This window comes from Mycobacterium sp. Root265 (assembly GCF_001428895.1).
Taxonomy (GTDB): Bacteria; Actinomycetota; Actinomycetes; order Mycobacteriales; family Mycobacteriaceae; genus Mycobacterium.
This window is the reverse complement of record NZ_LMJA01000032.1, coordinates 102,627-125,722: the sequence shown is the minus strand read 5'-3', so window position 1 is coordinate 125,722 and position 23,096 is coordinate 102,627. Positions and strand designations below refer to the sequence as shown.

At 68.2% G+C, this 23,096-nt stretch carries 28 protein-coding genes; 10 read left to right on the top strand and 18 right to left on the bottom strand.

Annotated elements, in window-relative coordinates:
- The first annotated feature begins 29 nt into the window (after positions 1–29).
- Positions 30–656 (top strand): class I SAM-dependent methyltransferase, encoded by a 627-nt coding sequence (locus ASE48_RS30065; protein WP_057170863.1) that lies wholly within the window; start codon positions 30–32, stop codon positions 654–656.
- Here ASE48_RS30065 and ASE48_RS30060 read toward each other — a convergent pair.
- The 4 genes from ASE48_RS30060 to ASE48_RS30045 are packed head-to-tail and all read right to left on the bottom strand — an operon-like array spanning position 653 to position 4,396.
- A complete protein-coding gene (locus tag ASE48_RS30060; RefSeq protein ID WP_057170862.1) occupies positions 653–1,753 on the bottom strand; it encodes a LacI family DNA-binding transcriptional regulator in 1,101 nt (366 codons plus the stop codon). The two genes, ASE48_RS30065 and ASE48_RS30060, sit on opposite strands and share 4 nt — an antisense overlap.
- 11 nt (positions 1,754–1,764) lie before the next feature.
- On the bottom strand, positions 1,765–2,619 hold the full coding sequence (locus ASE48_RS30055) for a metal ABC transporter permease (RefSeq protein ID WP_057170861.1): 855 nt from the start codon (positions 2,617–2,619) through the stop codon (positions 1,765–1,767).
- Positions 2,620–3,384 (bottom strand): metal ABC transporter ATP-binding protein, encoded by a 765-nt coding sequence (locus ASE48_RS30050; protein WP_235571731.1) that lies wholly within the window; start codon positions 3,382–3,384, stop codon positions 2,620–2,622. It abuts the gene before it with no gap.
- A gap of 4 nt (positions 3,385–3,388) precedes the next feature.
- Positions 3,389–4,396: a metal ABC transporter solute-binding protein, Zn/Mn family gene (locus ASE48_RS30045; RefSeq protein ID WP_057170859.1), complete on the bottom strand. Its 1,008-nt coding sequence runs from the start codon at positions 4,394–4,396 to the stop codon at positions 3,389–3,391.
- Positions 4,397–4,453: 57 nt separating this feature from the next.
- Between ASE48_RS30045 and ASE48_RS30040 the strand changes: the two genes are divergently transcribed.
- Positions 4,454–5,632: a GTP-binding protein gene (locus ASE48_RS30040; RefSeq protein WP_057170858.1), complete on the top strand. Its 1,179-nt coding sequence runs from the start codon at positions 4,454–4,456 to the stop codon at positions 5,630–5,632.
- A gap of 47 nt (positions 5,633–5,679) precedes the next feature.
- On the opposite strand, the gene aztD is transcribed toward ASE48_RS30040, so the two are convergent.
- Genes aztD through aztB form a run of 3 tightly spaced genes read right to left on the bottom strand, consistent with a single transcriptional unit; the run spans position 5,680 to position 9,764 of the window.
- Entirely contained in the window at positions 5,680–6,870 is a 1,191-nt protein-coding gene (gene aztD, locus ASE48_RS30035; protein ID WP_057170857.1) for a zinc metallochaperone AztD, read from the bottom strand.
- Positions 6,871–6,888: 18 nt separating this feature from the next.
- Positions 6,889–7,788 (bottom strand): zinc ABC transporter substrate-binding protein AztC, encoded by a 900-nt coding sequence (gene aztC, locus ASE48_RS30030; RefSeq protein WP_057170856.1) that lies wholly within the window; start codon positions 7,786–7,788, stop codon positions 6,889–6,891.
- Positions 7,785–9,764 (bottom strand): zinc ABC transporter permease AztB, encoded by a 1,980-nt coding sequence (aztB, locus tag ASE48_RS30025; RefSeq protein WP_057170855.1) that lies wholly within the window; start codon positions 9,762–9,764, stop codon positions 7,785–7,787. The genes aztC and aztB overlap by 4 nt, the downstream gene beginning before the upstream one ends.
- Before the next feature lie 41 nt (positions 9,765–9,805).
- On the opposite strand from aztB, the gene aztA reads away from it, so the two are divergent.
- Both aztA and ASE48_RS30015 read left to right on the top strand, forming a co-directional pair.
- Entirely contained in the window at positions 9,806–10,447 is a 642-nt protein-coding gene (aztA, locus tag ASE48_RS30020; protein ID WP_235571720.1) for a zinc ABC transporter ATP-binding protein AztA, read from the top strand.
- 6 nt (positions 10,448–10,453) lie between these two features.
- Positions 10,454–11,209: a LamB/YcsF family protein gene (locus ASE48_RS30015; RefSeq protein ID WP_057170853.1), complete on the top strand. Its 756-nt coding sequence runs from the start codon at positions 10,454–10,456 to the stop codon at positions 11,207–11,209.
- Here the strand turns inward: ASE48_RS30015 and ASE48_RS30010 are convergent.
- Entirely contained in the window at positions 11,202–11,537 is a 336-nt protein-coding gene (locus ASE48_RS30010; protein WP_057170852.1) for an ArsR/SmtB family transcription factor, read from the bottom strand. The two genes, ASE48_RS30015 and ASE48_RS30010, sit on opposite strands and share 8 nt — an antisense overlap.
- A 99-nt stretch (positions 11,538–11,636) precedes the next feature.
- On the opposite strand from ASE48_RS30010, the gene ASE48_RS30005 reads away from it, so the two are divergent.
- Entirely contained in the window at positions 11,637–12,839 is a 1,203-nt protein-coding gene (locus ASE48_RS30005) for an MFS transporter (protein ID WP_057170851.1), read from the top strand.
- 9 nt (positions 12,840–12,848) lie between these two features.
- Entirely contained in the window at positions 12,849–13,523 is a 675-nt protein-coding gene (gene bluB / locus ASE48_RS30000) for a 5,6-dimethylbenzimidazole synthase (RefSeq protein ID WP_057170850.1), read from the top strand.
- On the opposite strand, the gene rpsR is transcribed toward bluB, so the two are convergent.
- From rpsR to rpmB, 4 genes are read right to left on the bottom strand one after another with little or no spacing between them, the layout of a single operon-like run.
- Positions 13,520–13,774 (bottom strand): 30S ribosomal protein S18, encoded by a 255-nt coding sequence (rpsR, locus tag ASE48_RS29995; RefSeq protein WP_057170849.1) that lies wholly within the window; start codon positions 13,772–13,774, stop codon positions 13,520–13,522. The genes bluB and rpsR overlap by 4 nt on opposite strands.
- Entirely contained in the window at positions 13,774–14,079 is a 306-nt protein-coding gene (gene rpsN / locus ASE48_RS29990; protein WP_057170848.1) for a 30S ribosomal protein S14, read from the bottom strand. Before rpsN ends, rpsR begins: the two co-directional genes overlap by 1 nt.
- Positions 14,079–14,246 carry a 50S ribosomal protein L33 gene (gene rpmG, locus ASE48_RS29985; protein WP_057170847.1) on the bottom strand — a complete coding sequence of 56 codons (168 nt, stop codon included), beginning with the start codon at positions 14,244–14,246 and terminating at the stop codon, positions 14,079–14,081. Before rpmG ends, rpsN begins: the two co-directional genes overlap by 1 nt.
- Positions 14,246–14,482 (bottom strand): 50S ribosomal protein L28, encoded by a 237-nt coding sequence (gene rpmB / locus ASE48_RS29980; RefSeq protein ID WP_057170957.1) that lies wholly within the window; start codon positions 14,480–14,482, stop codon positions 14,246–14,248. Before rpmB ends, rpmG begins: the two co-directional genes overlap by 1 nt.
- Positions 14,483–14,599: 117 nt before the next feature.
- Between rpmB and mrf the strand changes: the two genes are divergently transcribed.
- The 4 genes from mrf to ASE48_RS29960 are packed head-to-tail and all read left to right on the top strand — an operon-like array spanning position 14,600 to position 18,206.
- Positions 14,600–15,790 (top strand): ribosome hibernation factor-recruiting GTPase MRF, encoded by a 1,191-nt coding sequence (gene mrf, locus ASE48_RS29975; RefSeq protein WP_057170846.1) that lies wholly within the window; start codon positions 14,600–14,602, stop codon positions 15,788–15,790.
- Positions 15,787–16,029 (top strand): type B 50S ribosomal protein L31, encoded by a 243-nt coding sequence (locus ASE48_RS29970; protein WP_057170845.1) that lies wholly within the window; start codon positions 15,787–15,789, stop codon positions 16,027–16,029. Before mrf ends, ASE48_RS29970 begins: the two co-directional genes overlap by 4 nt.
- A 39-nt stretch (positions 16,030–16,068) precedes the next feature.
- Positions 16,069–16,983 (top strand): MBL fold metallo-hydrolase, encoded by a 915-nt coding sequence (locus ASE48_RS29965; RefSeq protein ID WP_057170844.1) that lies wholly within the window; start codon positions 16,069–16,071, stop codon positions 16,981–16,983.
- Positions 16,974–18,206, top strand: coding sequence for an SLC13 family permease (locus ASE48_RS29960; protein ID WP_057170956.1), 1,233 nt, complete (start codon positions 16,974–16,976; stop codon positions 18,204–18,206). The genes ASE48_RS29965 and ASE48_RS29960 overlap by 10 nt, the downstream gene beginning before the upstream one ends.
- A 1-nt stretch (position 18,207) precedes the next feature.
- On the opposite strand, the gene ASE48_RS29955 is transcribed toward ASE48_RS29960, so the two are convergent.
- The 6 genes from ASE48_RS29955 to ispF form a co-directional block, all read right to left on the bottom strand.
- Positions 18,208–18,489 carry a thiocyanate hydrolase gene (locus ASE48_RS29955; protein WP_235571756.1) on the bottom strand — a complete coding sequence of 94 codons (282 nt, stop codon included), beginning with the start codon at positions 18,487–18,489 and terminating at the stop codon, positions 18,208–18,210.
- 56 nt (positions 18,490–18,545) lie between these two features.
- Positions 18,546–19,268, bottom strand: a complete 723-nt coding sequence (gene scnC / locus ASE48_RS29950) for a thiocyanate hydrolase subunit gamma (protein ID WP_057170842.1) — start codon at positions 19,266–19,268, stop codon at positions 18,546–18,548.
- A gap of 22 nt (positions 19,269–19,290) precedes the next feature.
- Positions 19,291–20,133, bottom strand: a complete 843-nt coding sequence (locus ASE48_RS29945; RefSeq protein WP_057170841.1) for an SH3-like domain-containing protein — start codon at positions 20,131–20,133, stop codon at positions 19,291–19,293.
- An 89-nt stretch (positions 20,134–20,222) separates the two neighbouring features.
- Complete coding sequence (gene rlmB, locus ASE48_RS29940) at positions 20,223–21,164, bottom strand: 23S rRNA (guanosine(2251)-2'-O)-methyltransferase RlmB (protein ID WP_057170840.1); 942 nt, start codon at positions 21,162–21,164, stop codon at positions 20,223–20,225.
- Between the two features lie 2 nt (positions 21,165–21,166).
- Positions 21,167–22,564: a cysteine--tRNA ligase gene (gene cysS / locus ASE48_RS29935; protein ID WP_057170839.1), complete on the bottom strand. Its 1,398-nt coding sequence runs from the start codon at positions 22,562–22,564 to the stop codon at positions 21,167–21,169.
- Between the two features lie 51 nt (positions 22,565–22,615).
- Positions 22,616–23,095 carry a 2-C-methyl-D-erythritol 2,4-cyclodiphosphate synthase gene (gene ispF / locus ASE48_RS29930; protein ID WP_057170838.1) on the bottom strand — a complete coding sequence of 160 codons (480 nt, stop codon included), beginning with the start codon at positions 23,093–23,095 and terminating at the stop codon, positions 22,616–22,618.
- Position 23,096: the final 1 nt, after the last annotated feature.

Here is a 23,096-nt window from a genome sequence, read left to right as displayed (position 1 = left end):
TCGGTCCATCGGCCACGCATCCTGGAGCCATGACCGATACCCCGGCACAGATGCTGTTCGACCAATGGGACGAGCGCTACCACGCTTACCTGGATCGACTACCCGCCCAACGCCCCAACCCTGCCGTCGTGTCCGAGATCACCGGCCGCTCAACGGGTTCGGCACTCGACATCGGGTGCGGCATGGGCGCCGATGCGGTCTGGCTGGCCACTCAGGGCTGGGACGTCACGGCCATCGATGCCTCCCGGGTGGCACTGGATGAAGCCGCCGCGGCGGCCGACCGGGCGGGTGTGGCGGTGACCTGGGTCCGGTCCCGCCTGGAGGATCTGGACCTGCCCGACGGCGGCTTCGATCTCGTCACCGCGCACTATCCGGCCCTGCTGCACTCGCCGGGACGGGATGCCGAACGGGCACTGCTGGCCGCGGTCGCGCCCGGCGGTCTGCTGCTGGTGGTGCATCACGCCGATATCGACGTGGAACTGGCCAAGTCACACGGATTCGATCCGGCGCTCTACCTTCTGCACGACGATGTGGTCGCCCTGTTCGGGACCGACTGGGAGGTGACCGTGGACCGCCGGCGGCAGCGCGCGGTGCCTGCGGGCCCGGACGGGCAGCACACCCATGACGATGTGCTGCTGGCGCGACGCCGGAGCTAGGCGGGTGGGCCGGAGGTGCGTCCCCGCACCACCTCGGTGCCGAGCACCTCGACGACCGGCAGACCCGAGCGCGGCGGGTTGTGCAGCAGGTCCCCGGCGCGGCGGCCCTTCTCCATGCTGGGCTGGGTGACGGTCGTCAGGCCGCGGGCCAGTGCCTCGGGCACCCCGTCGAAACCGGTCACCGTCAGCTGCCCAGGCACGAAGATGCCGTGCGCCCGTAGATAGTCCATCGCCGAGAGCGCCAACACGTCGGCGGTGCACATCAGGGCGGTGATGCGCGGGTTGGCGGCCAGCGCCACCTCGGCCGCCGCACCACCGGACTGCGGCAGATGTTCGTAGCTCTCCACCACGGTCACCGACGCCGGATCCAGTCCGGCCGCGCTCATCGCGTCGTACACCCCGTGCACCCGCTCACGCTGGACCAAAAAATGCGGGGTGTTGAGCCGCTCCGGATCGGCGACCATGGGTCTGGTGCTCTCGTGCGGCCATTCCCGACCGAGCCGCATGGTCAGCACACCGATCTCGCGATGGCCCAATCCCACAACATGTTCCGCGAGTTCACGCATGGCCGCACGATCGTCGATGCAGACCCGCGACGCGCCGGGGACATCCCCGGGCTGGTCGACGACGACGATCGGCAGATGGCGTTGCAGCAGAACCGGTAGGTAAGGGTCGTCGTCGGAGGCCGAATAGACGACGAATCCGTCGACGCCCGCGGAGAGCACCGCCGCCGAACCGTCGTCGACGCTGCGGTTGGGGCCGGCCGCCACCAGCAGCAGACCCTGCCCGGCCTCCTCACACGATTCGGCAAGCCCGGCAACAAAATCCAGGGCCGCCGGATCGCTGAACGCATAGTTGAGCGGCTCGGTGATCATCAGGCCGACCGCACCGGCCCTACGGGTACGGAGCGACCGCGCGACCGGGTCGGGGCCGGCGTAGCCCAATTCCTTTGCCGCGGCGAGCACCCGCTCGCGCAGATCGGCCGACAACTGGTCGGGCCGGTTGTAGGCATTGGAGATGGTGGTGCGCGAAACGTTGAGTTCGGCGGCCAGCGATGCCAGCGTCGCGCGCCTCCGCGGCGCCGGACTTCTGGACATGCCTGTTGAGGCTAGCGGACGACGGCGCCGATCCGGTTACCCGACCACACCGCGAGCCAGATGGCGCACGCGATGGTGACGATGACGAAGCTCGGTGGCATGTTGAACAGCGCCGACAACGCCAGGCCCGCCCACACCGAAACCAGGCTGATCACCGTGGAGATCGCCATCGCCGCCAGCGGTCGCGCGGTCAGCATGATCGCGGTCGCGGCCGGGGTGACGACCAGTGCGAACAGCAGCAAGGTGCCGACGGCCTGCACGGCCATCGTCACGGACAGGCCGAGCAGCGCCATGAAAATGACCGACAATGCCCGCACCGGAACGCCCTTGGCCTCGGCGACCTGAGCGTTCACCGAGGCGAACAGCAAGGGGCGGTACACGATGACGACGGTCGCGGCGATCACCAGCAGCAGCGCGGTGAACGTCAGCAACTGCTGGTGGGTGATGGCCAGCAGATTGCCGAACAGCACATTGGTCAGCGTCGACGAGTTCTTGGTGGCCAGCGAGTTGAAGAACAAGCCGAAGCCGGTCGCCAGCGCCAGCACCGTGCCGGTGGTGACCTCACGGTCACCGGCGCGCTTACCCATCGCCCCGATCACCAAGGCGCCGCCGATGCAGAACACGCCCAGCCCGAGCACCACGGGCAGGCCGAGCAAGGCGGCACCCGTGGCTCCGGGCAGCCCGATATGGGCCAGCGCATGCGCGGCGAACGCGGTATTGCGCACGATGATGAAGTAGCCGATCAGACCGGCGGCCAGGGCCACCAATGTCCCGCCGATCAAGGCATTGCGCATGAACGCCGACGTCAGGATCTGCCACCAGTTCTCCTGATAGCCCAGCGCCAGATACACCTGGGTACTGCCCATCTAGGTGGTCCTCATGTACATCTGCCCCTGCAGGGTGTTGGCCACCGCCACCGTGGTGCCGTAGAGGTGGGTCAGCAGATCGGCGTCGACGACCTGATCGATGGCGGCGTGATGGGCGTGCCCGTCGAGCAGGTACACCGCGCTGTCCAGTACCGAGAGCAGCGGATTGAGGTCATGGGCGACAACGAGAATGGTCACGTCGTACTCGGAGTTCAGCCGGGACAGCAGCTGCACGATCTCGTGCTGGTTGCGCAGGTCGAGCGCGGCGAGCGGTTCGTCGAGGATGAGCAGGCGCGGGCGGGACACCAGGGCGTTGGCCAGTGCGATGCGTTGACGCTGCCCGCCGGACAGCTGGGACACCCGTCGGTCGGCGAACTCGCCGGCTTCGACGGCCTCCAGCGCGTCGGTGACCCGGGCCTTGTCGGCCGCGGTGTCGCGACGCACGCCCCACCGCCGACCGGTGAGTCCCAGCATCACGGCGTCGCGCGCGCGGATCGCCTCCCCGGCGCCGGCCACATAGTCCTGCGGCACGTACCCGATGGCGTCGTTGTTGGCCCCGGGCCGCCCGCCGAGCACCTGCACCGATCCGGATGCCACCGGCAGCAGGCCGAGCACGACCTGCAGCAGCGTCGACTTGCCCGAGCCGTTGGATCCGATCACGGCCACGATGCCGCCGGCCGGGATGGCGAAGGTGCCTTCCGACCAGATCAGCCGGCCGCCACGGACGACGCTGACATCGTCGAAGACAAGCGCGTCATCGGACACCGGATTAGTTGACACCAAGAGCCTCGGCAAGAGCGGTGAGTTGATCCACCTGCCAAGCCTCGAACGTCGGCGCGCCCGGTGCCACCGTTTCGGTGACATCGACCACCGGAACACCGGCGCTCTCGGCCGCGGCGCGCAGCTGTTCGGGCACCGAGCCCTCGGTCTGGGTGTTGTAGAGCAGCACGTCCACGCCGCGATCCGACAGCAGACGCAGGAATGCGTCGAGGTCGGCCGGGGAGGGATCGGTTTCGTTCGACGAGGCGACCTGATAGCCCTGCGGGGTGCGGTTGGCCAGCCCCAGTTCGGCGGCCATGTCGTCGAACAGGCTCTCGGTGGCGGCGTAGCTCTTACCGGTGGCGCCGGCCTTGATCTGGGCGATGAGATCGCGGTAAGGCTGCAGCGCCGCGGTGAACGCGGTGTTCCGGGCGGCGAAGTATTCGCCTGCGGCCGGGGCGAGCTTGGTGAGCTCGGCGGTCACCGCGGTGGCGACGTCGGTCACCGCGACCGGGCTGTACCAGGCGTGCGGGTTGGCGTCGTCAGGATCGTGGCCCTCATGATCGTGGTCTTCGTGGTCGTGGCCCGCGTGATCGCCACCGAGGATCGCCATGGCGTCCACGACCGGTGCTTCCGGGGCGCTGTTCTCGGCCAATTTGGCCGCCCATTCGTCATAGTGGCCGCCGTTGACCACGACCAACTGGGCGCCTTCGAAGGCGGCAGCGTCCGAGGGTGCCGGTTCGAAATCGTGCGGGTCGACCGACGAGCCGGACAGCACTGTCGTCACGTTGGCGCAGGCTCCGGCGAGCGAGGACACGATCTTGCCCCACTGGTCGACGCTGACCACCACGTCGACGGGCTCGGTCGGGCAGTCCCCCTGGGCGGCGGTCGACGCCGGAGCCGGTCCGTCGTTCGTTCCGCAGGCACTCAGCGCAAAGGGGACGGCCAGCAGCAGACCCGCGGCCAGGGCGCGGGAGGACGCAAACGAGATCACGCCGATAACGATAACCGTTTGCATTAGTAAACGCCGCATCGGACAATGTCTTATTGATAATCATTATCAATAAGGAGTGTCATGACAGCCCCCGCTCTACTTCCGGTCACCGTCCTGTCCGGCTTTCTCGGTGCCGGCAAGACCACCCTGCTCAACCACATCCTCGGCAACCGCGAGGGCCGCCGCGTCGCGGTCATCGTCAATGACATGAGCGAGATCAACATCGACGCCGCCCTGATCGCCGGGCAGGGACACCTGGAACGTGATCATTCCCCGGGTCGCTTCGCTTCTGCCCTCCGAACCGACGAGAAGCTGGTCGAACTGACCAACGGTTGCATCTGCTGCACGCTGCGCGAGGATCTGGTCGAGGCGGTCGGCACGCTGGCCCGGCAGAACCGTTTCGACCAGCTGGTCATCGAGTCGACGGGGATCTCCGAGCCGATGCCGGTGGCAGCGACCTTCGACTGGGAGTTCGAGGACGGCTTCCAGCTGGGGCAGCTCGCGAAACTGGACACCATGGTGACGGTGGTGGACGCGTCCACCTTCCTCACCGAGATCGCCAGAGGCGAGGCACTGGCCGACCGCGACCTCTCCGCGGGTGAGGGCGACGCGCGCAGCATCGCCGACCTGCTGACCGACCAGGTCGAGTTCGCAGATGTGTTGCTGCTCAACAAGACCGATCTGGTGAGCCCGGCGCACCTGGGCACCGTCGAGACGCTGCTACGCCGGCTCAACCCCACCGCAAAGCTGATCAGAACTCGGCACGGTGTCGTCGAGATCGCAGAAGTACTGGGCACCGGGCTCTTCGATCCGATCGCCGCGGCGCAGTCTCCCGGCTGGGATGAGGAGATTGCCGAGGGACACACGCCGGAGACCGAGGAATACGGCATCAGCTCGATGACCTTCCGGTCCGACCGGCCGTTCCATCCGCATCGGCTCGCCGGTGCACTCGCCAAGACCACCAGGGTGTTGCGCAGCAAGGGATTCTGCTGGGTCGCGAGCCGCCCATCGATTGCCGCGATCTGGTCGCAGGCCGGACCGAACCTGGTGATCGAACCGGCCCAATACTGGTCGAACACGGACATCACGCCCGGCCAGGAGATCGTGTTCATCGGCGTCGAACTCGACCGGGACAAGGTCTACCGACTGCTGAACGGCGCGCTGCTCACCGATGACGAGATCGCCGAGGGCGAGTCGGCGTGGCTCGGTTTCTCCGATCCGCTGCCGGCCTGGGGTGTGACCCAACAGCATTCGCACTGACACAGAACCCGGCCGGGGGCGTGCCCCCGGCCGGACTGCTGTTCTGCTCAGTGGTCGTGGCCGACGGCCCCGCTCAGCTCGTTGGGCGTCTGCTCCAGCGTCACCGATTCGGTGACGGTGCCCGCCGCCAGATCCACCAGGTGGATCTGCTTGGCCGCCGGGTCGCTGACGTAGACCGCGCCCTCACGGGTGAAGACAGCAGGACCTGGCTGCTGCCAGTCGTCGGGCTCGGTCCATGGCGCAGCCACCTCGATCGACGTGACCAGGTCACCGGTCACCGGATCGAACACATGCAGCTTGCCGTCGGTACCGAGGATCAACGCCTCGGCCTGCGGGCCGCGTCCCAGTGAACGGAACCAATAGCTCACGCCCGGTGGAAGTTTCACCAGCCGCATCTTGTCGGTGGTGGTGTCGACGAGCGCGAACTGCTCGGGACGTTCCATTTCGGCATCCGCATCGACCTTCATGTCCCCCAGCACCACCGGCGAGTCTTCGTGACCCCGGGTGTTGCCGACCCGCCCGTACGGCGTGGGGCTGGCGATCTTGGTGAACTTTCCGTCGGCGAACTCCAGCACGCCGTTCTCGCAGCCCAGAATCACCACCTCGTCCGCGGCCGCGGTCTCGCCGTGCACGCCCGGACACTCCTCGCTGCGCGCGATCTCGCGGTCCCCGTCCAGCGCAACGGCGCCGACGCGGGTGTCCGGGTTGCCCAGGGTGTGCAGCAGGGTGCCGTCCGCCAGGATCACGGCCACCCCGTGATGCGCCTCGGGGGTGGTGAACTTCCGGGTTTCGGGCATACCGCCCTTTTCCAGGTCATGCGGATCGAAGGCGGTGATCTCCCCGGTGCCGTCGGCGAACAGCACGGTGTTCTCGCCGTGCGGCGTGACATGACCGGCCTCGACGGCGGGGAAGGTGTCCTCGGTCAGCTGCCCGCCCGCGGCATCGAGGATGCGGAAACCCTCGGTGGTGGTGACCAACACGTGGCCGTGGTCCCCTGCCGGGTTGACCCGCAGGAATCCCTCGAGTGGGATGTCCTGTCTCACCTCGAGCGTCTCGCCGTCGAGGATGTAGAGGCCCCCGTCGTAGGTGGCCACCAGCGGTTCGGCGATCGGCGCGCTCGAGGTCGACTCGGAACTGGCTGTGCTGTCGGCGTTCTCGGTGCTCGATGAGCACGCCGCCAGCGCGGCCGTCGCGAACGACACGGCTCCGACGCGGTAAAGCCACCGCGGATGGGACATTTTGGCTCCTTTTCTCTGCTATCGCAGACCAGTGACGATGGCGTCGGTGTTGGCGCGCATCATGTCGAGGTAGGTGGCGCCCGGCGTGCCGGGCGGGCCGAGGGATTCGCTGTAGAGCGGCACGATGCGCACCTCGACACCGGCGTCTTCGGCGAGCACCCGGGCCAGCTTCTCCGGCTGTGAGGAGTCGACGAAGATGGCCGGCACCCGGGCGGATTCGATGGCCCCGACCAGAGATTGCAGGTCCGACGGACTGGGTGCCGCCAGGGTGGTGCCGCTGGGCACGACGGCGCCGATCACGGCGAAGCCGAAGCGCTCGGCGAGGTAGCCGAGCACGTGGTGATTGGTGACGAGCTTGCGGCGCTCCGGCGCCAGGGCGCCGAAACCGTCACCCATGGACCGATCGAGGGCGCGCAGTTGTTCGCGGTAGGTGTCGGCGTTGCGGGTCACTGCCGCGGTGTCGATCCCGTCCACCTCACGGGTGATCGTCTGCTCGATGACGTCGACGGCCGTGATCATGCGTTGCGGATCGGTCCAGAAATGCGGGTCGGGCGTGCCCGCACTGTCGCCGCCGCGGTACTCGAGGGGATCGATGTGATCACCGACCGCGAGCGCGGGAACGCCTTGTGCCCGTGCGCTTTCCACGTTTCGGATGATGTTCTCTTCCAGTCCGAGTCCGTTGTGGACGATCAGTCCGGCGCTGCCCATCGCCGCGGCGTCCTGCGCGGACACCCCGAACGAATGCGGGTCGGCGTTGGGTTGCATGAGCACCCGCACGGTCGCGGCATCACCCACCACGTTGCGCACCACGTCGCCGAGAATGTTGGTGGTCACCACGATCTCGCTACCGCCGGCGCTGTCCGCACACGCGGTGAGCAGCGCCCCGAGCAGCGCGAGGACAGCCAGCAGGCGGCTCACCGGCCGGCCTCCACCATGAGACCGGGCGCCACCTCGGTGCGCAGGGTGCGGGCGACGCGCAGTCCGTCGGCATAGTCGATCTCGTACACCTCGTGGGTGGCGGCGTTGTTGACATACGCGCGATCGGAGTCCAGATCGACCACCGGCTGCGGGCCGTCGTGCGGAATGGGGCCGGGGAACAACGCGATTCGTGCCGTCTCGGTTCTGGTTCCGATGTCGAAGGCGCTGAGTGTCCCGTCGCGGTGCAGCACCAGTACGGTCCCGTCGCCGGCGGTGTTGGTCGCCACCGCGTCCGGGACCGGGATCAGCGTCCAGGATCGCTGACGGCTGTCGAGTACCCAGACGTTCCCGGCGGCCAGTCCCGCGAACACGTCGGCCCGGTCGCGGTGCTCCATGCTCGCCGGACGTTGGGACGGTGCGTCGGCCGGATACGGGGCCGCCGTCACCGTCAGATCCTTGTCACCTCCGGTGACCCGGACGGCGCCGGTCTCGCATCCGAACACCACGGCCCGCCTGCTGGTCATCACCCAGGAGGGCTGCGGGCAGTCTCCCGCCAACTCGGAGGTGCCGGCGTCGTCGGTGACCTGCAGGCGGCCGCCGGAGGTGACCGTCACCAGCCTGCTGCCGTACGGCGCGGCCGCGGCCACATCCGGCGGGACGGTGAGTTCGGACGGTGCGACGGACTTCTGCCCGAGGCGTTCCCGGTCGATCAGTTCGGTTGTCCCCGAGGGTGAACGGAGCGCCACGATGGAATTGCTCGCGCTGACCGAGGCCGCCGACACATCGAGCGTCGCGGCCTCGGCCGCAGTGCCGGAAAAGTAGTGGTAGTGGTCTCCGTGGTCGAAGGTCCACGCCCCGGCATCGACGACAGTGGTGCCGCTGCGGGTCTGCAGGTAGGCGAACCGTCCATCACCCTCCAGTCCGGTCACCGGTCCGTGGGTGCCGACCGGGGTCTCGACCTCGTCGACCGCGTCGTACACCGAGGTGGCACCGGTCACGGGGTCGACGAGCACCAGCTTCGTCAGGGGCCCGTCGGCCTCGCGGGCGCCGTCCTCGACGGCAACCTCGTCGCCCGTACCGGCAGCCGGCGCCGGCGTCGGCGCGGTGGCGCATCCGGCCACCGCGCAGGAAACCACCGCCACCGCCGCGGCCTTCGTCCACCGGATGCGCAGCTGGGCCAACAGCGCCGACACGAAGAACAGCAGCACCGCGACACCGGCGATCGTCGCGCCACCCGCCGTACCGGCATGCCAGGAGATCAGCAGGCCGACGTACACCGCGAGTGACCCGATGACGGCCGACAGCGCCATGACACGGGGTATCGAGGTGGCCCATGCCAGCGCCGCGGCCGGCGGAGCGACCAGCAGACCGAGCACCAGCAGGGTCCCGACCACGTGGAACGACGCAACCATGGCCACTGCCATCAGGACCGTGAGCGCCGGGATCGCCAGCTGCGGACGCAGACCGAGGGTGGCGGCCTTACGTGGATCGAAGGTCACCGCGACAAAGGCACGGTGCCCCGCGACCACGGCACCCAGTGTCAGCAGCAGCGCGACGCCGAGCACCGCGAGATCGGTGGTGCGCACCGCGAAGACATCCCCGAACAGGAAACCGGTGAGGTCGACGGCGAAGCTCTGGGACCGGGACACCACGATGACCCCGAGCGCGAGCATGCCCACCAGCAACAGTCCGATGCTGGTATCGGCGGACAGCTTCGAGGATCTGCCGATCGCGGCGACACCGAAGGCCATGATCAGGGCGGCGGCCAGGCCACCGGCCATCAGGCTGCCACCCAGCAGAGCGGCGACGGCGACACCCGGGAGCATGCCGTGGGTCATGGCTTCACCCAGGAAGACACTGCGCCGCAACAACACCCAGCAGCCGACCAGAGAGCACAGACAGGCGGCGGTCACCCCGGCCACCAAGGCTCGAAGGACCAGGTCCGCCTGGAAGGGGTCGATGAGCCAGGACGTCATGCCGTAGAGTCTTATCAGTAATGAAACTCATTTTCAATAAGGTGACTCGGGTCACCGACGCCATCGAGGTGTCCGGGATCGACTTCGGCTTTTCCGGCACAACGGTTTTCCGTGGGCTGACGCTGTCGATCGCCTCGGGCGCCGTCACCGCCGTCGTGGGTTCCAATGGCTGTGGGAAGTCGACGCTGCTCGGACTACTGGCCGGTGTGCATCACCCCGACGCCGGCACCGTCGCCCCCGGTACGCGCAATATCGCGTTCGCCGTGCAGCGCAGCGCGGTCACCGATTCATTCCCCTTGACCGCGGCGCAGGCCGTCATGATGGGGCGGTGGCGCCACCTCGGCCTGCTGCGCCGGCCCGCAGCCGACGACCGTGCCGTCGTCGAATTCTGGCTGACCGAACTCGGACTCGCCGATCTGCGTCACCGCACGCTCGGCGAACTCTCCGGCGGCCAACGGCAACGCGTCCTGCTGGCTCAGGCCTTCGCGCAGGAGGCCCCGCTGTTACTGCTCGATGAGCCGACCACCGGGCTGGACGCCGCATCGGCGGCCATGGTGATCGGGCATCTGAGAAGGCTGGCGGCCCACGGCACCACGGTGGTGGCCGCCACTCACGACAACGCGCTGATCGATTCCGCCGAGCACCGGATCGACCTCGACGAGCATCGACGCGCACTAGGCTAGAAAACCGTGACTGTCGATCTCAATGCCGACCTCGGCGAGGGTTTCGGGGTGTGGACCCTCGGCGACGACGACGCCATGCTCGACATCGTCACCTCGGCCAACGTGGCCTGTGGTTTCCACGCCGGCGATCCGGCGGGGCTGCTGCGGGTCTGCCGGGCCGCGGCCCAGCGCGGCGTGCGCATCGGTGCACAGGTCAGCTATCGCGATCTGGCCGGGTTCGGCAGACGCTTCATCGATGTGGATCCCGACGAGCTGACCGCCGAGGTGATCTACCAGATCGGTGCGCTGTCCGCGATCGCCACCGCTGCGGGGTCATCGGTGACCTACGTCAAACCACATGGGGCGCTTTACAACTCGATCGTCACCAATGAGCCGCAGGCTCGCGCCGTCGCGGCGGCCGTGCACGCGGTGGACCCCGGGCTGCCGGTGCTCGGGCTGGCGGGCTCGGTGTTCTTCGGCGCTGCAAGAGAATTCGGTCTGCGTACCGTGGCCGAGGCCTTCGCCGACCGCGCCTACCGGCCCGACGGGCAATTGGTGTCCCGCCGCGAACCGGGCGCGGTACTGCGCGACGCCGAGCAGATCGCGGTCCGGGTGCTGAGCATGGTCACCGAGGGCCGGGTCACCGCGCAGGACGGCACCGAGATACCGATCAGCGTGGAATCGGTGTGCGTGCACGGGGACTCGCCCGGGGCCGTGCAGATCGCCGAGGCGGTCCGGACACGGCTTTCCGAGCACGGGATGACGCCCGCGCCGTTCAGCTAGCGGCGGCGTCCCGGTTGGCGCCGCCGACGACACTGGCCAGCAATCCGGGCAGGGCCGACTCGACCTCGTCGAGACGCAGCTTCTGATAGGTCAACCCGTCGATCACCATGCGCTCGGTGATGCCGGCCTCACGCAGAATCTTGAAATGGTGGGTGGCGGTGGATTTGTTGATGCCGTCGTAGAGCACCCCGCACTGCAGTGGCGTCCCGGCGTTGTAGAGGCGACGGACGACCTCCAGACGCACCGGGTCGTGGATCGCCGCCAGCACCCTCTGCACCGGACCCACCGCATGCACCGGGTACTCGGTGACCAGCGCATTGTTCGGCATCGGAATAACCTCGGTCATATTCGGTTTGATGTCTGTCAAACCCAGCGTAGCCTGGATCCAGTTCGATGTCCGTCAAACCAGCCGAGGAGGTTGCCTGCGATGGTGGCATTCGACCCTGCGACCAGCCCGGTGCAACGCTGGGCCTACCCCCTCGTACTCGTACTGAGCGGCGTCGCACTGGGCGTCTCCGGACTGCCCGCCCCGCTGTACGGGATCTATGAGGCGAACTGGCATCTGTCTCCGCTGGCCACCACCATCGTCTTCGCGGTGTACGCGCTGGCGGCCCTGGCGGCGGTGCTGGTGTCGGGCAAGATCTCCGATGTCGTCGGCCGCAAGCCGGTCCTGATCGGGGCGCTGGTGGCGCTGCTGATCGGGCTCGGGGTGTTCCTGATCGCGGACAGCATGGCGATGCTGCTGCTGGCCCGCACCATCCACGGCGCCGCGGTCGGCTCCATCGTCGTCGCCGGCGCGGCGGCACTGCTGGACCTGCGCCCGAACCACGGGGTGCGCACCGGCCAGCTCAGTGGCGTCAGCTTCAACATCGGCATGACAGTCGCGATCATCGGTTCGGCGCTGCTGGCCCAGTACGCACCGCATCCGCTGCGCACACCGTATGCCGTTGTCGCGGTCATCTGCCTGGTCATCGGCGTCGGGCTGCTGGCACTCGACGAGCCACACACCGCGCGCACCCAGGGTCCCATCCGGCTGGCCAAACCGGCTGTGCCCGCGGAGATCCGCGCCGACTTCTGGTTCTCGGCCCTGGGCGCCATGGCGTCCTGGTCGGTGCTCGGTGTGCTGCTCTCGCTGTACCCGTCACTGGCCGCCCAGCAGACGCACATCGACAATCTCGTCTTCGGCGGTGCGGTGGTCGCCACCACCGCGTTCGCCGCCGCCATGGCCCAGCTCGCCGCCACCCGGCTGCCGGCCAGGTACTCGGCGATCATCGGTGACGTCGGGATGGCCGTGTCGCTGCTGCTGACGATCCCGGTCCTGCTGACCCACCGCTGGGAGCTGGTGTTCGTGGCCGCGGTGCTGCTCGGCGCGACATTCGGACTGGGATTCGGCGGCTCGCTGCGCCACCTCTCCGATGTGGTGCCCGCGACGCGGCGCGGCGAGACGATGTCGGCGTTCTACCTGCTGGCCTACACCGCGATGGCCGTCCCGACCCTGATTGCCGGCTGGGCCGCCACCCGGTGGGATCTGGCCTCGGTGTTCCCGTGGTTTGCCGGTGCCGTCGCCGCGGCCTGCCTCGGCGCGGCCGCCGCGGGGCTGCGTAGCACCAGGGCGGCCCGGGGTCTCTAGGCTGACGGCGTGACCGATCACGCGTTCAGCGCCGCCGAACGCCGGGCCGTCTACCGGACCATCGCCGAACGCCGGGACATTCGCCGATTCGTGCCGGGCGCCACGGTGGACGAGGACGTCCTGGCCCGGCTGTTGCAGGCGGCGCATGCCGCCCCGAGTGTGGGACTGATGCAGCCGTGGCGCTTCATCCGCATCAGCGACGCGAACCTGCGCACCGCCATGCACGATCTGGTCGACGAGGAACGCAAGCACACCGCCGAAGCGTTGGGCACCCGGGGTGACGAATTCCTGGAACTGAAGGTCGAGGGCATCCTGGAGTGCGCCGAACTGCTGGTGGTCGCGCTGCGCGATGACCGGCAACGGCACGTGTTCGGGCGCCGGACCATGCCGCAGATGGACCTGGCATCGGTGTCCTGTGCGATCCAGAACATGTGGCTGGCCGCCCGTGCCGAAGGCCTCGGCATGGGCTGGGTGTCGATCTTCGAACCCGCCCTCCTTGCCGACCTGCTCGGCATGCCCGAAGGCGCCGAGCCCGTCGCGATCCTGTGTCTGGGCCCGGTGCCGGAGTTCCCGGACCGCCCGGCCCTGGAGATCGACGACTGGACCCACGGCCGGCCGCTGTCCGAGTTCGTCGCCGAGAACAGCTGGACGGCAACGTCTTCAGAGGATCTGGCGGATCGCTAGGGACCACCGTAAGGCAGCAACGCCATCTCTCGGGCGTTCTTGATCGCAATCGCGACCCGGCGCTGTTGTTGCGGAGTGAGCCCGGTGACCCGCCGGGAACGGATCTTGCCGCGTTCGGAGATGAACGTCCGCAGCAGCGAGACGTCCTTGTAGTCGACCTCGGTGACGCCGAGCGCCTTGAGCTTGTTCTGCCGCGGCCGCTTGATCTCCTCCGGTGCGGGTCTGCGCTTCTTCGGCGCGCGGGGTGCCATCACCAACTCGCTTTCTTGATGCCGGGAAGCTCACCTCGGTGCGCCATCTCACGCATGCGCACCCGGGACAGCCCGAACTTGCGCAGGTGCCCACGCGGCCGGCCGTCGACGGCGTCGCGGTTACGCAACCGGACCGCACTGGCGTCGCGCGGCATCCGCGCAAGCTCGGCTTGCGCCGACATACGTTGTGTTGCATCGGCATCCGGCCTGCGGATCAGGTCTTTGAGCTCGGCGCGCCGCTCGGCGTAGCGCGCCACAATGGCACGGCGACGCTCATCGGCGACGATCTTCGACTTCTTGGCCATCAGCGTTCTTCCTTGAAATCGACATGCCTGCGCAGCACCGGGTCGTACTTCTTCAACACCAGGCGATCCGGATCGTTGCGCCGGTTCTTGCGGGTGACGTAGGTATATCCGGTGCCGGCAGTGCTTTTCAGCTTCACTATCGGCCGGATGTCATTACTCTTGCCCATCAGATCTTCTGCCCTTCCCTGCGCAGCCGACCGACGACCGCCTCGATGCCGTCCCGGTCGATGACCTTCATGCCCTTGGTGCTGACCCGCAGCCGGATACGCCGGCCCTCCGAGGGCAGGTAATAGGTCTTGACCTGAATATTCGGGTTCCACCGGCGACGGGTGCGCCGATTCGAATGTGACACCCGGTTACCGAAACCCGGTGCGCGCCCGGTGACCTGGCAGTGCGCAGACATCGGCGGCTCCTCATACATGCTCACTCGTTAATGAAAACGATTTTCGACAAGCTGACCGACACACGGTAACGTACGAATCGACTTAATGACAATCGTTACCGATAAGGGTGTGATGAGATGCGGACGCCAGTTGTACTGGTAGCCGGGCAGGGTGCCGGGACCGATGTCGCCGACGTGCTGATCCGCACGCCGGGGACCGCAGTGGTCGGATACGCGGCCGAAGGACACGTCGTGATCCGGCGGGTCAGCGGTATGCGGGACACCAAGCTGGTGATCACCCAGTGGCCGCTGGAGATCGCCAACTGCTGTGTCACCTGCACCATCCGCAACGACCTGCTGATCCTGCTGCGCCAACTGCACCGGCGCAGCGACGTGCATCGCATCGTCGTGCACTTGATGGAATGGCTTGACCCGGAAGCGATCTGCACGGCCATCAACGACACACCCGTGCAGCTGGGGCCGGGCTATATCGATGGCCCGGCCGGTCGTGACGTCGAGATCCAGGCGGTCGTGACCTGTGTCGACACCGGGGTGTGGCTCAGCCAGGCGCTCGGCGACGACGAGCTCGACGCTTCCCGCACCGTGGCCCAGGCGGTGGTCGGCCAGGCCGAGTTCGCCGACGTGCTGGTTTTGACCGAGGCCGACCGGGCCACCCTGGCCGTGCTGCGCAGACTGGCGCCGCGGGCCCGGATCACCGTCGGACTGCAGCATGTCACCACGGCGTTGAAGCATCTCGATGCGCAGTCACGCCGCGGCCGTTCCGACGACCCGCACGATTCGCTGCTGGCCGGGCAACCCCCGCTGCAACCGGACGGCGAGGTCGAGCTGCTGGAATTCAACGCGCGCAGGCCATTTCATCCCGAGCGCCTGCACCACGCCATCGACGCGCTGCTCGACGGCGTGGTGCGGGTGCGCGGACGGGCCTGGCTGGCCAGTCAACCCGACACCGTGGTGTGGATCGAATCGGCGGGTGGCGGTCTCGGCGTCGGCGATGCCGGACGCTGGCTGGCGGGCATGGCCGAACGCGACCGCGCCTACGTCGACCCGGAGCGCACTGCCATGGCCGCCTCGCACTGGGACGAACGGTTCGGCGACCGGCACATCGCCCTGACCGTCCTGGTCTGCGGGGCGAACCCGGAGTTCATCACGGCTGCTCTGAACACAGCACTGCTCACCGATGCCGAACTGGACCGCCCGGGAGACTGGGCCTCCTACCCCGACCCGTTCGGGGAGTGGCACGAAGATCCCTGCGCCGAGCTGTCCCACGACCTGGCCGACGAACACATCATGTTGAACGGAGAAGAATGAAACCCGATATCCACCCCGACTACCACCCGGTGGTCTTCCAGGACGCCGGCACCGGCAAGACGTTCCTGATCCGGTCGACGGTCACCAGCGACCGCACCATCGACTATCAGGGCGTCACCTACCCGCTGGTCGTCGTCGATGTCACCGCGGACTCTCATCCGTTCTGGACCGGCACCAACCGCCACCTCGATACGGCCGGACAGGTGGAGAAGTTCCGCCGCCGGTACGGGACCCAGTAGCGCAGGGGTCCGCCAGCTTCGGGCAATAGGCTCTGGGGCATGCGCCTGAAAGCCGGCCGGCCCGATATCGACGACTACGCGCGGTACTTCGACCTGCCGCCGGCCGGCCCGGCCGCGGCGCCGACGGTGACCTGGGCCGGTGTCACCACCCTGCTGATCTCCGATGGGACATCGGCGGTGTTGACCGACGGCTTCTTCAGCAGGCCTTCGCTGCTGCAGGTCGGGCTGGGCCGGATCGCGCCCTCGGAGCCCCGCATCGACGGTTGTCTCGGCCGGCTCGGAGTGCGCACCCTCGATGCGGTGCTCCCGGTGCACACCCACTTCGACCACGCCATGGACTCGGCGGTGGTGGCGCAGCGGACCGGTGCGACACTCGTCGGCGGCGCCTCGGCGGCGCACGTCGGGCACCGGTTGCCCGCCGACCGCGTCGTGGTGGCCACCCCGGGTGAGCCGATGCGCCTCGGCGCCTTCGACGTCACCCTGATCGTCGGCGACCACTGCCCACCGGACCGGTTTCCCGGCGTGATCGACGCGCCGGTCGACCCCCCGGTGCGGGCCTCGGTCTACCGGTGCGGTGAAGCGTGGTCGACGATGGTGGCGCACCGGCCCAGCGGACGCCGGATGCTGGTGGTCGGCAGCGCCGGCTTCGTTGCGGGTGCGCTGGTCGGTCAGCGCGCCGAGGTGGTGTATCTGGGCATCGGGCAACTGGGCCTGCAGCCCGAGCGCTACCTGCTGGACTACTGGGCCGAGACGGTCCGCACCGTCGGCGCGCGTCGCGTGGTGCTGATCCACTGGGACGACTTCTTCCGGCCGCTGGACCGCCCGCTGCGTGCGCTGCCGTTCGCGGCCGACGATCTGGACGCGTCGATGCGGACGCTGTCCGCGCTGGCCGCCGAGGACGGTGTCGAGCTGCATCTGCCGACGCTGTGGCAGCCGACGGATCCATGGCGCTGATTCTCTCCGTCGCCGCGCTCGCCGCGGTCCTCGGGTTCGCGCTGCTGTGCCCTCGCTTTCAGGCCGTGGTGGCGGTGGCCGCGGCGGCAGCTGTCATCGTGACCGGCGCGGTGTCCTGGGATGCGGCGGTCGCCGAGGTGTCCGAGCTCGCGCCGGTGGTCGGATTCCTGGCCGCCATCCTGGTGCTGGCGCGGCTCTGCGCTGACGTAGGGTTGTTCCACGCGGCGGGGGTGTTCATGGCGCGGGTCACCTCCAGCGGCCAGAACCGTTTACTCGCCTCGGTATTCGGTATCTCGGCGGCGGTCACCGCGGTGCTGAGCCTGGACGCGACCGTGGTGCTGCTGACACCGGTGGTGCTCGCCACCGCACGCACCCTGTCCGTGCCGGCCCGCCCGCACGCCTATGCCACGGCGCATCTGTCCAACACCGCGTCGCTGCTGCTGCCGGTGTCCAACCTGACCAACCTGCTGGCCTTCAGCGCGGCCGGTCTGACGTTCCTACATTTCGCCGCCACCATGGCGCTGCCCTGGCTGGCCGCGATCCTGGTCGAGTTCGTGCTGCTGCGTTGGATCTTCGCCAAAGACCTGGCCGTCGAACCACACCACACCGCACCCGACGAGCCGCTGTCCGTGCCGGTCTTCGCGCTCGCGGTGGTGTTCCTGACCCTCGCCGGATTCGCGGTCACGTCGGCGCTCGGACTGTCACCGGCCTGGGCCGCGCTGGCCGGTGCACTGGTGCTCGGCGTGCGCAGCCTGGTCCAGAAGCACAGCACGGTGTCCGGAATCTTTGCCGCGCTGGACCTTCCGTTCCTGGCATTCGTGCTGTGCCTGGGCGTCGTGGTCGCCGCCGTGATGAGCAACGGTCTCGAAACCGCGATGCATCGCCTCATCCCCGACGGCCAGGGCCTGCTCGCGCTGCTGGGTATCGCCGCGGTGGCGGCGCTGCTGTCCAATGTCGTCAACAATCTGCCCGCGGTACTGGTGATGCTGCCGCTGGTGACGCCGGTGGGACCCGCCGCGGTGCTGGCGGTACTGATCGGGGTTAACATCGGGCCGAACCTCACCTACCCCGGATCGCTGGCAAACCTGTTGTGGCGCGGCGTCGTCCACCGCGACGGGATGCCTGCGCGGTTCACCGAGTTCAGCAGGGTCGGGCTGTGCACCACTCCGCTCACGCTGATCGTGGCGGTGGTGTGCCTGTGGGTGGTCACCCGGTCGGGCTGACTCAGGACTGCAGGCGGGCGCGGACGGCGGCCAGCCGGTCTTCGAGTTCGGACTCGGTGATGACACCACGCACGAGCAGCGAATGCGCAAGTGCCATCAACTGGTTCTCCGGGTACGGCAGTCCGGCATACAGGGTGGCGACCAGCTCATCCTCCTCGTCGCGGCGCTCCTTGAACGTCGGCACATCGGCGCTGCACGAGGCCGCGTCGAGGGCATCGCACAGCCCGTCCAGGCTGGTCTTCCACGGCGGTACCGGGTTGTCCACCCCGTGCTTGGCCGCCATCCGCGGCCACACCTGATCGCGTTCGACGATCTGCTGCAGCGGGGCGATCGGCGTGTTCACGGCCGGTCCGGGATGGGGTGGACGGCCGGACGGGTGTCGGTGATGACATTGGTGGTCACGCCCGCCTTGGGTAACGCAACCCCGATCAGGGAATCACGCGTGACGGTCTCGGCCAGTTGGTCCTCGGACCAGCCCTCGGTTCCCTCCGGCCGCATCGGCATGACCATGAAGCGATGCTTCTGGTTCGAGTCCTGCACCCGTACCTCGATGTCATCGGACAGGTAGAGGCCGAACTCGGCAAGTACCTGCCGGGGCCAACGAACCAGTCTGCGACGGTAGTTCGGTGTGCGGTACCACTCCGGCGAGTTGCCGAGGATCGGCCTGGGGTAGCACGAACACAACGCACAGACGATCACGTGGTGCAGGTTCGGGGTGTCCGCAAGGATCTGGAAGGCGGTGAAATCACTGGGTGTGCCGAAACCGGTGGGCTCCATCCAGTCGACACCGACCTCCTTGCTGGCCGACATCGGCTCGGACAGCGCAAGCGCCTTGAACTCCGGATCGAGCCAGGCCCGTGCGACCAGGTGCGCGGCGGGTGTCGGCCCGATCTGTTCGGCGAACTCGGTGAAGTGGCGGTGCTCGGCCGCGGTGAAGATGCCCTTCTCGATGCACAGTTCGCGCAGCGCGACTTCCAGCACCTCGAAGTCGGTGATCTCGTCGACCATCGGCGCGACCGTCCGCTCGTGGTCGTGGTCGTGGTCGTGGCCGTGTCCGGTCATGGGAGAACCCTTCTCACTGAGATCAACTGGCGGCCCGGAGCCAATGCTCGGGGATCTCGGTCTGCAAGGTGTCGGTGGTGGTGCCGGTATAGCCGTGCCACAGCTGGGACATGTTGAACCGCACCACGTAGAACCATTCCGGCGGTGCGTCGGGGCGGTCCCAGGTCTCGTCCTCGGCGGCCGGGCTCTCATAGGCCACCGCCGCGATCTCGCCGGTGGCGCCGCGCACGTACTCCGGTGTGCGGGTGTAGAACAGCACCGGCAGCTCGTCGCGGACCACCACCAGGTCACCGACCCCGAACGCGGGAGTCCCCGCCTGCCCGGCGTACACCTGCGGATCACCCTTGCCGACCGCATGCAGGTGATGAGTGTTGCGCCTGACCCCCGATCCGTCGCCTTCGTACCTGGGCCGGGCCTCGATCGCGCGGCCGTCGAGGCCGCCGGCGTAGCGGGCCTTGACCTCGGCCATCCGCTCGGTGAGTTCAGTGAGCCCGATGTGGTGCTTTTCCACCAGGATCCGCGCCACCGACAACAACCAGCGTCCGTAGTACGGGAGTCCCAGGTATTCGGCGCGGCCGACGTCGACGTTGCCGATCCGGCGCCGCTCCTCGGACAGCCAGATGCCGCGCCAGGCCAGCACCTCGCAGATCACGTAGGTCAGTTCCTCCCACGCCTCGTACTGCTTGTTCTCGTACTTCATCGGGGCGTCCGGTTCGCCACCGACGTCGTGCACCGGCTTCAGGTAGGCGGCGATGCGCTCGTGGTCGAGCAGATCGGGTGTCGGGGCGTCGGGCAGCTCGGGGTAGGACGACTTGAGCCGGGCGACGAGTTCCAGCTGGGCGGCGCGCTGCGCGGGAGTACTCATGGGCGCTTCCTCGGACTCCACTGGGATGGGTCCGTCGACCATAACGTGCAGGTGGTGTCCGCGCGGGAAGAACGCGGTAACCGGGTTTGCTAGCTGCGGCGCTGCCGGGCGATCTCGGCGAGCACCACACCGGCGGCCACCGAGGCGTTCAGCGATTCGGTGGGACCGGCCATCGGGATCGAGACGATGACGTCGCAGTTCTCCCGCACCAACCGGGACAGGCCCTTGCCCTCCGAGCCCACCACGACCACCATCGGCCCGGAGGCATCCAGTTCGTCGAGTTCGGTGTCGCCCTTGGCGTCCAGGCCGACGACCTGCAGGCCGGCGTCCGACCAGCTGTTCAGGGTGCGGTTCAGGTTTGTCGCGCGCGATACCGGAAGGCGTGCTGCCGCACCGGCACTCGTCCGCCAGGCGACCGCGGTGACCGATGCCGAACGCCGCTGCGGGATGACCACACCGTGGCCGCCGAATGCCGCGACCGAGCGCACGATGGCGCCGAGGTTGCGCGGATCGGAGATGTTGTCCAGCGCCACCAGCAGGGCGGGGACGCTGTCGCGCTGGGCGGCCTTGAGCAGGTCATCGGGATGGGTGTACGAGTAGGGCGGCACCTGCAGCGCCAGGCCCTGGTGCAGCCCGTTGCTGGCGATCCGGTCCAGGTCGTGCTTCTGGACCTCCAGGATCGAGATACCGGAATCCGCTGCGCGTTGCACGGATTCGGTGATCCGCTCATCGGCGTCGACCCCGAGCATCACCCACAGTGCGGTGGCGGGCACACCGGCGCGCAGGCATTCCACCACCGGGTTGCGCCCGAGGACGACCTCGGTCTCGTCGGTCTTGCGGTGCCGGCCCTGGGCGGCGCGTGCGGCCTTGGCCGCCTTCTTGGCGGCCGGATGGTGCGGCCTGTCCTTGGCCGCCGGCGTCGCCTTCTTGCCTTCCAGGCCGCGTCTGCGGACGCCGCCGGACCCTACGACCGGGCCCTTCTTGGTGCCTTCTTTGCGAATGGCGCCGCGGCGCTGTGAGTTTCCGGCCATTGCTAATTCTCCCCTTCGGTCAGCGACCACTGGGGTCCGTCTGCGGTGTCGGTGACCTCGATGCCTGCCTCTTTGAGCCGGTCCCGGATGGCGTCTGCGGCAGCCCAGTCACGTTTCTCACGCGCCTCGGCGCGGCCGGCAAGTGCCCAGTGCACCAACACATCCACCGCCGCCATCGCGGCCGATGTCTCGTCCCGGGTCTCCCAGCGCTCATCGAGGGGGTCACATCCCAGGATGCCCATCATGGCCCGGATCGACCGTGCCGCTGCCATCGCGCCCTCGTGGTCACCGGCGTCGAGCGCACGGTTGCCTTCGGCGCGCGCGGTGTGCACCTCGGCCAGCGCGATCGGCACGGACAGATCGTCATCGAGAGCCGCGGCGAACTTGTCGGTCCAGGTCCCGGGTTCCACCGTGCCGACCCGGTTACGCACCCGGTGCAGGAACTCCTCGATACCGCTGTAGGCCTTGGCCGCGTCGGTCAGCGCGTTCTCGGAGAACTCCAGCATCGACCGGTAGTGCGCGCTGCCCAGGTAGTAGCGCAGCTCGGCGGCCCGAACCCGTTGCAGCACAGCGGGAATCGCCAAGACATTGCCCAGCGACTTACTCATCTTCTCGCCACCCATGGTGACCCAGCCGTTGTGCAACCAGTACCGGGCGAAACCGTCGCCGGCGGCCTCGGCCTGGGCGATCTCGTTCTCGTGGTGCGGGAACACCAGATCCATGCCGCCGGCGTGGATGTCGAACTCCGCTCCCAGGTAGGCCTCGCACATGGCCACACATTCGGTGTGCCAGCCCGGGCGCCCGGGTCCCCACGGTGTCGGCCACGACGGTTCGCCGGGCTTCGCGCCCTTCCACAGGGTGAAGTCGCGCGGATCGCGTTTACCGGTCGCGGCGCCTTCGCCCTGGTGCACATCGTCGATTCGGTGCCCGGAGAGCTTGCCGTATTCGGGCAGGCTGAGCACATCGAAGTAGACGTCGCCGCCGCCCTCATAGGCGTGGCCACGCTGGATCATCCGCTCGATGAGTTCGACCATCTGGGTGATGTGCCCGGTGGCGCGCGGCTCCACCGAGGGGGGCAGCACGCCCAGCGCCTCGTAGGCGGCCGTGAAGGCGCGCTCGTAGGTCGCGGCCCACTCCCACCACGGGCGGCGCGCATCGGCGGCCTTGTTGAGAATCTTGTCGTCGATATCGGTGACGTTGCGGACGAAGGCGACGTCGAAGCCCTTGGCGGTCAACCACCGCCGCAGTACATCGAAAGCCACACCGCTGCGCACATGCCCGATATGAGGCTGCCCCTGAACGGTGGCACCGCACAGATAGATCGAGGCGTGGCCGGGGCGCAACGGCACGAAGTCACGAACGGCTCCCGCCATCGTGTCGTAAAGCCGCAGTCCAGTCACGACGTGCCAGCTTACCGGCCTTCCGGCGTCAGCCGCACCAGCCTGGTGGCGTTACTGTTCCGGACCGACCACAAGGGCAGTCGCGATGGCCGCCAAACCCTCACCGCGACCGGTCAGGCCGAGTCCGTCGGTGGTGGTGGCCGACACCGAAACCGGCGCGCCGAGCAGTTCTGAGAGCAGGGTCTGGGCTTCGGTGCGGCGCGGCCCGATCTTGGGCCGGTTGCCGATCACCTGAACGGCGGCGTTGCTCACCCGGAAACCCTCGGTCGTCAGCAGACCGTGCACATGGCGGAGCATGTCTGCGCCGCCGACACCGCGCCACTGGGGTTGATCGGTGCCGAACACGACACCGAGATCGCCGAGGCCGGCTGCGCTCAGCAGCGCATCGCACAACGCATGAGCGGCAACATCACCGTCAGAATGACCGGCGCAGCCGTCAGCCTCGTCGAACTTCAGGCACAGCAACCAACACGGTCGCCCAGCCTCGATGGGATGAACGTCGGTTCCGAGACCGACGCGCAGATCCGTCACA